Source organism: Oculatella sp. FACHB-28 (genome assembly GCF_014696015.1).
GTDB lineage: Bacteria > Cyanobacteriota > Cyanobacteriia > Elainellales > Elainellaceae > JAAUTN01.
This window is the reverse complement of sequence record NZ_JACJPJ010000106.1, coordinates 89,836-103,598: the sequence shown is the minus strand read 5'-3', so window position 1 is coordinate 103,598 and position 13,763 is coordinate 89,836. Positions and strand designations below refer to the sequence as shown.

The window sequence follows — 13,763 nt, the reverse complement described above, 5'->3', positions numbered from 1 at the left end:
TAACCTATGGAGCAGAAATAGGGAAGAACTTATAGTAAATAGCTAAATGTCGAGGGTTTAGTTATGAAGCTGGAACTCTCAGCGATGGGATATTTTGGGCGATCGCCATATTTATGATCATTTACTAATCTCGTTTGCTAAATAACGTTACGAGTCCTGTACTCGGTACTTCATTTTTGCCGGTTAGACTGCTGAGATGACTACAATCAAAAACAACCTGGAGGAGTAGTCTAGGGAAAATCTAGAGGAGTTCGCGGGTGAGATGATCCCGAAGCGAATGAATCTATGATGCGATCTGTTAGTGGCTGGTTGCGCGAGGAGTTGTCAATGTTGAGCTTTTGGGTTCGATTTGTCCACCGAGATTCACCTCGGGTCCGTTCCCTCGTTGGAACTTATCAGGCTATTAGCTCAGCATCAGTCGATGCGTTGTGGCAGAAAGTCGTCAATCTGGCGGATGTGTCTTGGCACCCGCTCCTCGCTAGCACCAATGCGCCTAAAGGATTGATCCCCAAACCAGGGCTAATTTATCAGGCGGTGACTCGGCGATTTCCAATTCCGATTCAGATTTTTGTGGAGCGAGTATCGCCCAGAGAGCTTTTGAGCGTCAGGATTTTAGCAATTCCTGGAGTTGAGGAACGGGTGACTTATAAGGTCGAATCTACCGTCTGTGGAACTCGTGTATCCTACTCTGTTACGCTCAAAGGCTGGCTCTCTCCAGTTGTATGGTCATTTATTCGCCCTTACGCTTCTAGAGTCGCGGCGGAACTGGCCCATGCAGTAGAGCAAGAAATTCAAGCGATGCGAAGCAGTTCCCCATCTGGGGTAATTGTTCCCTCTACCGCTCCTAAGCCAATCAACAACGGTTTTCAAGATCTTTTGAGCGTTGTGGCGTTAATTTGCGGAACTGGCTATTTAATGCACTAAGCAGGGGAAAGGGAAAAAGCAGCCAGATGTGAGTCTGTTTTTGCTGATTTGACTGCGTCAGCGCTGAATGGTGTTTTAGTGTTTGATGGCGATCGCTTACCTAGCCCAACCGTAAGTTGTCAGACAGCCCAGTTAACCTACACCTGCTAACGGTAAGATCAACTCGTAGGAAGAAATTACTAAACGACCCTGCACTTGAGACGGGTGGAGAATACGATGGCTAAAGTTCTTGATTCCAGTGCAGTGTTAGAAGTCCTCAAACCTGTGCAAGACCCTGAACTCCGCAAGAGTTTAGTAGAGCTAAATATGATTCGCAACGTCGAGATCGACAATGGCAATGTCAGCTTTACGCTGGTGCTGACTACGCCTGCTTGCCCGTTGCGTCAATTCATCGTCGAAGAATGTGAGCAAGCGATCAAGACGCTTCCTGGAGTAGAAAATATTTCCGTTGAAGTCACTGCGGAGACACCGCAGCAAAAATCTTTGCCCGATCGCACTGGAATTGAGGGAGTGAAAAACATTCTGGCAATCTCCAGCGGCAAGGGTGGCGTGGGCAAAAGTACCGTTGCAGTTAACGTCGCGGTTGCCCTGTCGCAAGCGGGCGCAAAGGTTGGATTAATTGACGCAGATATTTATGGACCAAACGCACCCACCATGCTAGGGCTAGCAGATGCCAAAATTGTGGTACAGCAGGGAGCACAGGGAGAAGTGCTGGAACCCGCTTTCAACTACGGAGTAAAGCTGGTTTCGATGGGCTTTTTGATTGATCCCGACCAGCCTGTAATCTGGCGTGGGCCAATGCTGAATGGAATTATTCGGCAGTTTCTCTATCAAGTCCGCTGGGGCGAATTGGACTATTTGATTGTAGATATGCCACCTGGAACGGGGGATGCTCAGTTGACGATGGCTCAAGCGGTGCCAATGGCAGGCGCAGTCATTGTTACGACTCCGCAGACGGTGGCGCTGCTCGATTCCCGTCGAGGCTTGCGGATGTTCCAGCAAATGCAGGTGCCCGTTTTAGGAATTGTTGAAAATATGAGCTACTTCATTCCACCCGATGCACCAGACAAGCAATATGACATTTTTGGATCAGGTGGTGGTGAAAAAACCTCTAAAGAGCTAAATCTGCCCCTGCTGGGCTGCATCCCCTTGGAAATGTCTTTGCGGCAAGGGGGCGATCGCGGCGTTCCAATCGTGGTTGAATCCCCGGATTCTGCTTCGGCACAGGCGTTGAAGGCGATCGCCCAACAAATTGCAGCACGAGTCTCCGTCGCTGCTCTCGCCTAACCCCTATATCCCACACCCCATACCCTATACCGTCCCGTATGCTGCAACGCTCCGTAGTCCGTTTAAGCTGGAGAACTCTCCTCCAACCCTGGCAAGAAGTAGACTGGCTGATGTTTTTCGTGCCCGTCGCACTCACCGTCATTGGCGGCATTTTTATTCGTAGTACGGAACTCAATCGGGGAGCCAGCGATTTTTGGTGGCAGCACTGGTTAGTGGGTGGCATTGGGCTAGTAATGGCGCTGGTAATTGCCCGCTCTCGCTACGAAATTTTAGTGCAGTGGCGCTGGATTATCTACGGTATCACCAACCTCTCTTTGCTAATAGTGATCCTGGCTGGTACAGATGCCAACGGTGCTCAAAGCTGGCTAGAGATTGGCAGTTTCAACGTGCAGCCCTCTGAGTTTGCCAAAGTTGGACTGATTGTTACCCTGGCAGCCATAATGCAGGAGCGAACTGCCTCCACGATTTCCGCAATGCTAAAAGTGTTGCTGATTACAGCTGTTCCTTGGATTCTGATTTTGCTTCAGCCAGACTTAGGAACTTCTCTCGTATTTGGGGCAATTACATTAGGGATGCTCTACTGGGGCAATGCCAATCCGGGCTGGCTGATTTTGCTAGTTTCCCCGCTAGTTTCTGCCATTCTGTTTGGTGTGTACCTGCCTGCCTGGTTAGGTTGGGTTGCACTGATGATTGTGATTGCATGGCGCACCCTTCCCTGGAGTTGGTATGGAGCGTTGGGTGCAGCAGCAGTCAACCTGCTTTCTGGCGGATTAGGTCACGTTCTGTGGGGGTTGCTGCAGGACTATCAGAAGGACAGACTAATTCTTTTCCTAGATCCGGACAAAGACCCTACAGGAGGCGGATATCACCTGATTCAATCAAGAATTGCGATCGGAGCAGGTCAACTTTGGGGACGCGGGCTCAATCACGGCACCCAAACTCAACTTAACTTCATTCCAGAACAGCATACTGACTTTATTTTTTCAGCCATTGGAGAAGAGCTCGGGTTCGTTGGCTGTATCGCAATTATTCTTGCATTTTGGCTGATTTGTCTGCGGCTAGTGATTATTGCTCAGAACGCTAAAGATAATTTTGGGTCTTTGCTGGCGATCGGCGTTCTATCGATGATTGTGTTTCAAGTTTTAGTCAACATCGGCATGACTATTGGTCTGGCACCAATTACAGGAATCCCTTTACCCTGGCTTAGTCATGGGAAAGCAGCGCTGTTGACTAATTTCGTTGCGATCGGACTGGTTGAGTCAGTCGCCAACCATCGCCATCGATTGAGGTTTTAGACAGCAGAGAGTTAGACAACAGAGAAACAGGATAAGCTTCAATATCCGTTTAAGGGGAAAGGGAGAAAAGGGAAACACTGAGGTATTTCTTTTTTCTCCCTTTCCCTTTTGTCTCCTAAAAAGGATTGAGATAAACTTCTAAATAAAGTTACTGTTCGTTAGCCAAAGACAAGCCATGATTTTGCCAGGTTCAGCCGTTCGAGTCAAAAATGTGGATGATATCTACTATGCCTTTCAGGGTTTAGTGCAGCGAGTCAGCGACGGCAAAGCAGCCGTTTTATTTGAGGGTGGTAACTGGGATAAGCTAATTACCTTTCGCTTATCAGAGTTAGAGCTTGTTGATGCAACTGCTGGGCGTAGCAAAAAATAGCCCAAATTGTGTCTTAAGCAAGGCATTTTTGGGTTATGTATAGATCAGCACAGATCCATTAACACCACACTCTGTCTATAGGGTGTGGTGTTTGAGTAAATTCAGTCCTTCAATTGACTTGATTGATTAGTTCAGCCAGAGCTGGTGCCTCTGTCTTCAAGTAGAGATTCCCATTCAACTTCAAACAGATTTAAAGCTGCCCCTATGCGCCTTCCTCTGCCTCAGTTCTCTAGCCAAAACCGCCATCCTAGCTACATTGCAGAGGTAATTGAAACTGCAACTACAGAGTTTTTGGCGCAATGTTTGGAGCCTGAGGATTTAAGCTTTGCGGCGATGCCACCCTTTGGCAGTTGGGTGAAGGCGGTCGACGAAGAGTCAGGAAATCAAATTTATGGGGTGGTTTATCATGTGACGACCAGCCCGATTGATTCGGTGCATCGGGCTAGAGCTTTGGGCTTGTCTCTGCAAGATTTGCGAGAGCAGCAACCGCAAATTTTTGCCATGCTCAAGACTGAGTTTCGGGCGGCGATCGCTGGCTTTCAACCGCGTCGCACATCTACCAATGGCTACCGGAATGGCAATCAGTTGAGTGACACCATTCACCAACACTTGCCGCCCCGCCCACCCCAAATTCATCAAGCGGTCTACTACTGTGACCCGGAAGAGGTGATTCGTTTTAGTGAAAAGCTAGATTTTTTGCGAACGCTGCTTCAGGTTAGAAATGCTCCAGTTGAGAGCCTTGCTGCCGCAGCCATACGAGAAATTTACCAGTTGCGACAGGGCGATCGCACTTGGCTAGTGCAGGCAGGGCGATCGCTCAGCATTTTGCTTAAAGATGACTACGATCGGCTACGCGTCATCCTTGACCAAATCTACCTCTAAGCCTCAACCTCACTATCCATACATGACTCGGTTATTCTGGTGTGGATTGTTATCCCCCTGTTCGTCATCTACCTTAGAGGACTTGTCCCAAGCCTATGCATATAGAACCAGTTGTTTCCTTTGCCATCCTGCTGGCAGTGATTTTGATTGTCCCCATCTTTTTCGAGCGGCTGCGGCTGCCCGGACTTGTGGGTTTGCTAGCCGCAGGAGTCGTGTTGGGTCCAAATGGCTTGAACCTGTTTCAGACAGATTCTGAAACCATCCGATTACTCTCTGACATTGGGTTAATTTACCTGCTGTTTATGTCAGGGTTAGAGGTTGACATTGAGCAGTTTCAAGCGACCAAACATCGTTCGGCTGGCTTTGGTTTTTTCACCTTCATCGTGCCTTTGATCTTTGGCACGATCGTGGGACGTTTTTTTGACTTTGGATGGAATCCGGCAATTTTAATTGGTTCTTTATTTGCCTCTCACACGCTGCTGGCTTACCCTATCGTCAGCCGCATGGGAGTAGTCACGAACGAAGCCGTGACTGTGACCATTGGGGCGACTATTTTCACTGATATTGGGGCGCTGCTGGTTTTGGCAGTTTGTATTGGTATTCATGGGGGCGATTTTGACACCTTTAGCCTGGTTAGGTTGCTGCTGTCGATTGCGATTTATTCTGCCCTCGTCCTGTTTGGATTTAACTGGTTGGGTAAAGAGTTCTTCCGTCGGTCTGGCGATGAAGAAGGCAACCAATTTCTATTTATTCTCCTGGCAGTCTTTGTTGCCGCAGTTGGTGCAGAGGTGATTGGGGTTGAAAAAATCGTTGGAGCGTTTTTGGCAGGTTTAGCCGTCAATAGTGCAGTTGGGGAAGGCCCGGTCAAAGAAAAAGTACTGTTTGTCGGCACAGTGCTATTTGTACCGATTTTCTTTATTGACTTGGGTTTATTGGTTGATATTCCTGCTTTTATCAGCAGTCTAGGTGCAATTCGGCTGACCATAGCGATTGTGGTGGGGTTGATTAGCAGCAAGTTTCTAGCTGCCTTTTTCGCCAAGCTAGCTTATCGCTATACTACCCGCGAAATGATCACGATGTGGTCGCTGTCGATGCCTCAAGTGGCTGCAACGCTGGCAGCTACGTTAGTGGGAGTGCGGGCAGGGCTGCTAACAGACGATGTGTTGAATTCAGTTATTGTTTTAATGCTGGTAACAGCGACTCTAGGTCCGCTGATTACCGCTCGTAGTGCTGCCGGACTAATTCCAACAGAGAGCAACTTAGAACCTGGCTCTACTGCTGCTGTCTGGGGAGAAAATTCGCCTAGTCGGGCTTTAACTGTGGTTGTGCCAGTTTACAACCCCCAAACTGAGCGTTACTTAATTGAGATGGCAGCTTTGCTGGTTAAGCATGAGTCAGGTAAAGTTGTGCCGCTCTCGATCACGGCTGCTCACGCTCACATGGATGCACCTGAGCTAAGGAAAGCGTTGCAGGGAAGCGATTTGTTGCTGGATCGAGCCACCGAAATGAGTCGGGGGTTTGGAGTAGAGGCTGAATCTCTGCTGCGGATTGATGACAGCATTGCTCAAGGAATTAGTCGAGCCAGCCGGGAGGAAGACGCCAACCTGATCATCATGGGTTGGGGAAGAACAACCGGATTGCGGGCGCGATTGTTTGGCAATGTGATTGATAGCGTCCTTTGGGCTTCTCACTGTCCGGTTGCGGTGACTCGTTTACTCGATTCACCCACTAATATTCGACGCATCCTGGTACCGATTGAAAACCTGACTCAGCAAGCAGTGAGAATGGTGCGGTTTGCTGAAATTTTGGCGGACGAAAATCAGGCCCAGGTGACACTGCTGCATGTGTGCGATCGCCATGCTTCTCCCAATCGAGTTACCTGGATGGAGTCACAGTTAAGGCTGCTATTGGCTAAATGCTCTCCGAATAGCAATTCTGAAATTCGCATTGTCCCCAACGACGATGTTGTTGGCGCAATTTTGCAGGAGTCCAAATCTTATGATCTGGTGGTGATCCGATCGCTGCGTCGACGGATTAGCGTGGGTGAACTTGCAATCAGCGATGTCACAACTCAAGTTGTGAAGCAACTGACCTGTTCTCTAGTGATGTTAGGGGAACCTCAGCGTCAGAGCAGTACTGTGTTGTTTGGTAGCAACTCTGGTATTCCAGTAGCTAACCTTTCTGGTCCGCCGGAGCCTGCAATTGAGGGATAGATAGTTTTTCTGTAATCTTTTGGTTGTTGAAATAATACCAATTTCAAGAATTAGGGCTACAGATGGAAGGACACTCCGCGACGCGGAGTGTCCTTCCATCTGTAGCCCTCTGTTAGAGAGAAATGGAACTAGCACTCTAACTGGGAACTGCGACAAATGCGTTGACGGACGCTTTCAACTGCTGCAATTTTGCGTGGGCTTGTCCAGACGTGAGGAGCAGTTCTGCTTGAGCCAAACCGGACTGCAGATCAAGGCTAGCGCCACAGCGCCAGAGATAAAAGCCGCCATTCCAGATCGCAGACTGCATCATCTCGCCGGGTTGTCCTTGCAAAACGGATTGAATGTCCTCAAGCAGTTGCGTGGTGGTGGTTAGAGGAACGTCTTTGCCAGCCAGGTCATAGTCCCGACAGGATAGCAGCAGACGCTCTAGAGGAACTTGACCGCCAGGTTGACCGATGCCAATGATGGCAGTGCGATCGCGAGGCAGGTCGCAGCTTCCTTCTAACCCTTTGACGGTGGCGAATTGGCTGACTCCTCGCAATACAAAGGTTTCTGTAAACATGGTTTCGGTAGGCGGATGGACAAATCCCGCAACAACGTGAGCATTTCCGGCATAGGGCGACCAGATTAGCTCAACGGTTGCCAGAGGGGGACGTTTGCCAATTTGATCACGATAGGGAACTAAGCCCTGCGCTAGCGGAAAGTGATAGGGCAGGTAAACAAACCCCAGTCCGGTTTGTTCTAAAACGGTTTGAACCTGGTCAAGCGGCAGCGCCCAGTTAACCCCCAGCCCTCGCCAAACCTCAATCAGGGGAATGCCGTGTTTGGTCGGCATTCGATCGCCCCCATGCATAATTACCGGACAATCTGCTGCAGCCAATATTAGAGCTGTGATGGGGCTGAGCGGTGCGGTGCGCGATCGCCCATCATAAGGAATTCCCAGAACCGTCACCGGGTGGGTAGAGGCGATCGGTTGCAGCTTGGGCCCAAGCTGATCGTAGGCATCTAGAATACCGGCTAGCTCTTCGCCCGTGGGTCGCTTAATCCGATGAGAGATCATAAATGCGCCAATCTGAGCGGGAGTCGCTTCTTGGGTCAACATCATCCGGGTTGCCTCAGCTGCTTCCCAACGTGTCAAATTCCTGCTTGTGTGGGTACCGCTGCCGACTCTTTTCAATAACTCCCTGAACGCATCGCTCATCGTCCTAGCCCTGGTAAAAATATAAGGTTATCTCATTGATCAGGAGTGCCGAATCTGGCAATGGGCAGCGGATGGTGAGGTATCGGCATTCATCTGAGGCAGTTTTGCCGCATCGTTCTCTGGAGCAAATAACTGATGCACCAGTTCCCGAAAGCGCTGAATAGGAGGAATTTGCAACCGATCTTGAGTTGTCACCAAAACGACCTGCCGAATTAAAACTGGAGCCTCAGTTGGGCGAACTGCTAATGTCGTGTCTAGCTGGGCATCTAGGATAGCAGCTTTAGGCAGCAGGGCAATCAGTTCTCCCTGACGCACTATTCCCCGAAAAGCATCCAGTGTGTTCAGTTCTAATACAGCATTTAACACTGCACCCTGGCGCTGAAACTGCTCCTGCACCAACCGCTGCATTCCATAGCCATCCTTAAATACGACCTGGGGATAGCGTACTAGCTCAGTCCAGGGCACCTGTTCGTACTGAGTTAGGGGATGCTCAGCCGCCATCAAAATCTCGACTGGCTCATTATAAAGAACATCCGTGACCATCTCTGGCGTTGCGGTCAAGAAACGATTGTTCATCACGATCGCCACGTCTACCAGTCCATCTTTTAAGACTTTAAGGGCGCGATCGCTGCCCAGAGAGGTAACGCGCAACTGCACATCTGGATAATCCTGACAAAAGCGCTGAAGCACAGGTGGCAAGTAGTAAGCACAGACGGAATGGATTGCGGCAATGCATAGTTCTGGCTGTTTGCCTTCGCGCAGGTCTGCTAACTCTTGAGTCGCATTTTGCCACTCTTGACAGATTTTGCGGGCGCGAGGGAGGAAGCGATCGCCTGCCAGCGTTAACTTTGCCTGAGCAGTCCGATGAAATAGCGGCAGACCCAAATCTGCTTCCAGGCTTTGAACCTGACGGCTAATCGTAGACTGAGTTACACCACAGAGACGGGCAGCCTGCTGAAAGTTGCCCGTCTCTGCTACTGCTAAAAAAGCCTTCAACTGCTCTAGACGCATGGAGATGTAGCTAAGATCACACTTTATTCTCGATAGGACGACCTTAGCGGATCTCAGAATCCTGTTTGGTAGGCTAATGCACATTATCGCGATTCCCCTAGCAAGGAGTACTAGTGGATGAGGAGATGCGATCGCCCCTACCCATCCACCAGTGCTCCTCGTGATCAGATGGGCAAGTATAGCTTTGCCCATCTGATGCTTGGGGATTGATCAGCCTTCAAGACTAAACCGGAACAAAAGTGGACTCGCTCAAGGCACTTGCACTGACTTGATTAAGAACGGCAAACACATCATCGCCGTACTTGATCAAGGTGTTCTTGCGCTCTTGGGTGACAGACAACTGACCAAAGCTGAGTGTGCCAACTAGACCAATCAGGTCTTTGCCAACCTCAAAGCCTTGAATGTAGTCTGTGCCACCTCCTACACCGATCGCAAAGGTATCGCTGCCTGCACCACCGTATAGGCGATCGCTGCCTGCACCGCTCCAGAGGAGGTCGTCTCCGGCATCGCCGTACAGCACATCATCGCCTGCATCGCCATACAGCTTGTCGTTGCCACGTTTGCCGCTAATGCGATCGTTTCCTCTGCCGCCGTAAATGACATCATCGCCTCCCTGACTGCCACCAGAGGACGAGGTGTTGGCATCACCGCGCAGCAAATCATCACCATTGCCGCCAATGATCAGGTCATCACCCCGACCACCCGCGATCAGATCATTGCCACCCCGACCGTAGATTGTGTCACTGCCGTTGCCCCCTACATATTGGTTAGCCTCTGCATCTCCGTCAAAGACAGTGGTATTGGCACCAGGAGCTTCTAATACGTCCAGGAAGACCGCCGTAGGAACGCCATAGTTGCCGTCCGCATCAGCACTTTCCACAAAGATCGTGAGACGGCCCACCCCTAAACCAGTCGTATCGATAGTGCCTTTTAGTTCTTCGACTGCTTCGTCAAATGCGCCGTCTGCTGCAAATAACTCAAACGTCTCCGTTTCTTTTGTCCAGGAAGGTAAACCAATCGAATAACGGGCACCACCAACGATTTCAGGTTCTGGAATCTCGAGATCATCGGGTGTGGTTCCGGTAACCCCGTCTCCTTTACGAGTTGAATCCGCTGTTGCAGAAAGCTCTACTGCTGCTCCTGCAAGCACCTGACTGAGATCAAGCTGTATGCCAGTCACATCTGGGCTTCCCGCAGTTTTGTAAGGTGATCGGGCTGATTTTGCAGCGTAGAAAAAGGCAGGAATGACCTCTTTAACAATGACGTTCTCGAATTCTTCGGTATTTTGGAAGAAAGCGGAGCCTAATTCAAAGGTGTAGCCCGGAACTCCGAGGGTGCTGTAAACCCAGTCGTCCGTTGTTCCCGTTGTGGGATAAAGTCCGATCGCCTGCGAAACGTCATAAGCCTGATCAACCAGCCCTGTGAAATAGCCAAACTTCAACCCCAGATTTCGTAGTCCCTCCTGGTTAGGGGCGGGTTCGTCTGTCCAACCAAACGGATAGAGAATCAGATCGCCAAAGCTGTGAACATCGATGTAAACACCTGACGTGTCTTCTGAGGCTGGGTCAAAGTCACCAGGGCCTTTGGTATCTTGAAAAGTTTCCAGTAGATAATCCCGTAGCGCCTGACTCTCTGGTTCTGAGAAAGGTGCAGGGCCTTGGTAGGTCAGATCAGCCGGATCGGTACTCGCTGCTTCCTCTCCCAACTCTCCCCACTTAGAGTCGTAGTTGCGGTTTAGGTCAACGCCGTAGTTGGGAAATTCTGCTGTACCGTCACCGGGGTTGGTGTTTTTGCGCCAGGAGTAACCCTGTTCGGCAAATTTGCGTCCGTCGGGGTTGACGATGGGCACCACACGAACTTCAAAGTTGTCTAGAATCCAGGTGGTGTCAGGATCGGTGCCGTAGTTAGCGATGAGCTGCTCGGCAAAGCGAGTGACAGATTCTGTGGTGGAGTATTCCCGCGCATGGATCGCCCCCTGAACAAAGAAGACGGGTTTTTCTTCTTGTAGCTCGCTGTTTTTGTTGGTGATTTCTAGAGAGAAGATATCGTAACCTGCTGAGCCGCCGGGAGTAACTTTATCGTAACTATCGCCGATGTCTACCCAACTCGCGAGGTCTGGATTCAGCGTTGCTAGTTCTGACAGGTCAGCATAGGTTTTCTCAACGGTGCGATAGCTGGTATAGCCCGGAATCGTCGTTTCTGTGATTTCTACCGGAACGTCTTCTACCACTAACCCGTTGTAGTTGGGGTCGTCACTGGTGAGGGTGACGCTGACGGTGGTTGATTGGTCTTCACCCTCGATAAGGTCGTCGGCGATCGCCTCCACAACGGAAGTCTGGGGAACAAACCAGTTGTCTTCTGTAAACGTGATCGACCGGATCGGCTGAAGCTGATCGCCATCTACCGTGAAGCTCAAAGTCACATCCGAAGTCGGGCGGCTCTGCAAGGCAAATTGAAAATCAAGCGGATCGGGAACATTGCTCTCGCTCACGGCTACCAGTCCGCTAGGCGTGGTTACACCCGCTGCCAGGTTGTCGGTAATTCTGACATTGTCTACAGCCCACAGATAAGACCAGTTGCCATCAAACCGAAAGCGCACCTGTGCTTCTGATGAACCGCCTAGCGCCTCGGTCAAATCGACGGTCGGCGTGTTGATGTCGTAATCGCCCGTGTTAGAGGAATAAACGGATTGCCACTCTGTGCCGTTGTAAGCTTCAACAAACACTTCACTAGCATTGATCCCGGCAGCGATTCCGCCATACACCTGGTCAAACCGCAGAATGACAGCCTCAGCATCGGAGACATCAAAAACAGGAGATTCGAGCGTAATATTTTCGGCTACGTCATCATCGGAGAGAAAATCGCTGTCATAGACTGCGACTGGATTGTCAAAATTTGGGTTCAAAGGCTCATTAATTTCATTGCGATTACCAGGGTTATCAAAGCGCCAGAGATCTGTTTCGGGATTCCCCTCAATCACATTGACTGTCCAGCCTGGAGGTGGAGTTGCGCCACTTGCGCCTGAGAAATCCTCGGCAAAATAGGTTTCAGGTTCTTCTAAAATCGCGGGATAGGTGGCGATCGCCTCACTCGAAAAAGCCAGAGCAGCCGACATTCCACCTGTCTTTACGTCCAGATCCCAGTTTCCACCGTGAGCAAAATGTCCAACCGGGGTAGTAGAAGCAGCAACTTCAACGCCAATCAAAGACTTTAGTGCTTGAGTGAACGCAACTCCCACTGCGGTATCGGCAACCCGACAGCCGTAGATCAGCAGTTCGGCGCGATCGCTCAACACATTGCGCCACTGCTGCAACTGGGCTTGGTATTGCGCCAAGGTTTCGTGGCTGAGCTTGGCGTTACCGAGCTGCAAGCTGCCAGGACTACCGTGAGCTACAAGGTGAATGCTGGAGATCTGAGTCCGCCCTGCCAAAGCGAGACTGATTTGTGTCACCCCATCTTCATAGGGGTGAAGAACAATCACTTCTGCACTTGGGGTTACCCCTGCTCCAAGGTCTCCATAATCTTGTACAGCCGCATCAATAAAGATAAGTTGCTGGCTAGATGCAACTGAAACGGAACTGCTCAGGGGAGCTAAGGTTGAATTTTTGGCAGTAGAAACAGTGTGAGCAAGAATTAAATTTTGCACGGTAGAAAAAATATTTAATAGGAACGTGAACGACTGAGCGAGTGTGAATGAGTCACTTACCTAGCAGAGTTTTGCCTAGCCTGGATGATTAGGTGATTGAGACGAGGCGGCTTGATGTGAAAGCTTATGGGATTTGGGGCTAAACGGGAATGAATACAATTAAGTAACTGTAAGCAACTGCTCTTGATAGCTTGCGGATTAGAATAAAGAGCTATTCAGTTGGCGATGAATCCATAAATGACAGAAGGTCAATCTTTAATAGGAAATCATCAACAGATGGCGTGGGCGATCGCCTGAAATAGCTGCTTATCTTAAATAGGATAGGTTCCTGACAAGGCAACGAAGAGCAAACTACTTTTAGCTGTTGCTTTCAAATGACAAGCGTTATACATGTAGTGACGCAGTTATACAAGATCTCTCGAAGCTATATTGCAAAAATGTAGCTTGTGATACATTTTTCTCATTCTTTATGATCTCCACAGATCTTCTGCAGATTCTTTACCTATGAAGATTCCGGTTCGATTCGCTGTATCTCTGTCCCTACTGGTTCCTGTGCTGACAGTTCCTTTAATGAGCAATGCAAACCCTGCTTCATCCCTTGAAAATTTGCCAACGGGTGAATACTACTACGAAGCAATTCACGCTTCTGAAACGTCTAGCCGATCTATCTTGTTTCGCAAAGCCGGACGGACAGTGATTGGTGTCCAAATGGGCGCTAACCGCAGTTGCTTTAGAGGGTTTGCAGAAGGAAATCGAATCGTGAATGCAACCCGCGTTTTTCCACCCTACGATCCGGCTTCAAGACAAGATTTTCAAGAGGAGATGCTTGACCTGAGTCAATACAGTCCCGTTGAACGGGCAGGAAGGGATCGCGATCGCGCCACGCTACGAACCTGCATCCAGTTCTTTTGGCGTTAAGATTTTTGTGATTTTT

10 protein-coding genes are annotated in these 13,763 nt (G+C 49.8%); 7 read left to right on the top strand and 3 right to left on the bottom strand.

The window, feature by feature from the left end; all coding sequences use genetic code 11:
* The first annotated feature begins 327 nt into the window (after positions 1-327).
* The 6 genes from H6F88_RS31190 (at position 328) to H6F88_RS31165 (ending at position 6,971) form a co-directional block, all read left to right on the top strand.
* Positions 328-924: an SRPBCC family protein gene (locus H6F88_RS31190; RefSeq protein WP_347277769.1), complete on the top strand. Its 597-nt coding sequence runs from the start codon at positions 328-330 to the stop codon at positions 922-924.
* Positions 925-1,140: 216 nt separating this feature from the next.
* The gene (locus H6F88_RS31185; RefSeq protein ID WP_190646710.1) at positions 1,141-2,211 is read left to right on the top strand and encodes an Mrp/NBP35 family ATP-binding protein; all 1,071 of its coding nucleotides are present in this window, start codon (positions 1,141-1,143) and stop codon (positions 2,209-2,211) included.
* A 38-nt stretch (positions 2,212-2,249) separates the two neighbouring features.
* Entirely contained in the window at positions 2,250-3,506 is a 1,257-nt protein-coding gene (gene rodA, locus H6F88_RS31180) for a rod shape-determining protein RodA (RefSeq protein ID WP_190646709.1), read from the top strand.
* A 175-nt stretch (positions 3,507-3,681) separates the two neighbouring features.
* Entirely contained in the window at positions 3,682-3,876 is a 195-nt protein-coding gene (locus H6F88_RS31175) for an NAD(P)H dehydrogenase subunit NdhS (RefSeq protein WP_190646708.1), read from the top strand.
* 204 nt (positions 3,877-4,080) lie between these two features.
* On the top strand, positions 4,081-4,758 hold the full coding sequence (locus tag H6F88_RS31170; RefSeq protein ID WP_190646707.1) for an HAS-barrel domain-containing protein: 678 nt from the start codon (positions 4,081-4,083) through the stop codon (positions 4,756-4,758).
* A 95-nt stretch (positions 4,759-4,853) separates the two neighbouring features.
* Complete coding sequence (locus H6F88_RS31165; protein ID WP_190646706.1) at positions 4,854-6,971, top strand: cation:proton antiporter; 2,118 nt, start codon at positions 4,854-4,856, stop codon at positions 6,969-6,971.
* A 136-nt stretch (positions 6,972-7,107) separates the two neighbouring features.
* Here the strand turns inward: H6F88_RS31165 and H6F88_RS31160 are convergent, their stop codons facing one another.
* The 3 genes from H6F88_RS31160 to H6F88_RS31150 all read right to left on the bottom strand — a co-directional run bounded on the left by H6F88_RS31160 (position 7,108) and on the right by H6F88_RS31150 (position 12,829).
* Complete coding sequence (locus tag H6F88_RS31160; RefSeq protein ID WP_190646705.1) at positions 7,108-8,172, bottom strand: anthranilate phosphoribosyltransferase family protein; 1,065 nt, start codon at positions 8,170-8,172, stop codon at positions 7,108-7,110.
* 39 nt (positions 8,173-8,211) lie between these two features.
* Entirely contained in the window at positions 8,212-9,183 is a 972-nt protein-coding gene (locus H6F88_RS31155; RefSeq protein ID WP_190646704.1) for a LysR family transcriptional regulator, read from the bottom strand.
* 223 nt (positions 9,184-9,406) lie between these two features.
* Positions 9,407-12,829, bottom strand: a complete 3,423-nt coding sequence (locus tag H6F88_RS31150) for a M14 family zinc carboxypeptidase (protein WP_190646703.1) — start codon at positions 12,827-12,829, stop codon at positions 9,407-9,409.
* A gap of 504 nt (positions 12,830-13,333) precedes the next feature.
* On the opposite strand from H6F88_RS31150, the gene H6F88_RS31145 reads away from it, so the two are divergent.
* Positions 13,334-13,747 (top strand): hypothetical protein, encoded by a 414-nt coding sequence (locus H6F88_RS31145; protein WP_190646702.1) that lies wholly within the window; start codon positions 13,334-13,336, stop codon positions 13,745-13,747.
* Positions 13,748-13,763 lie beyond the last annotated feature (16 nt).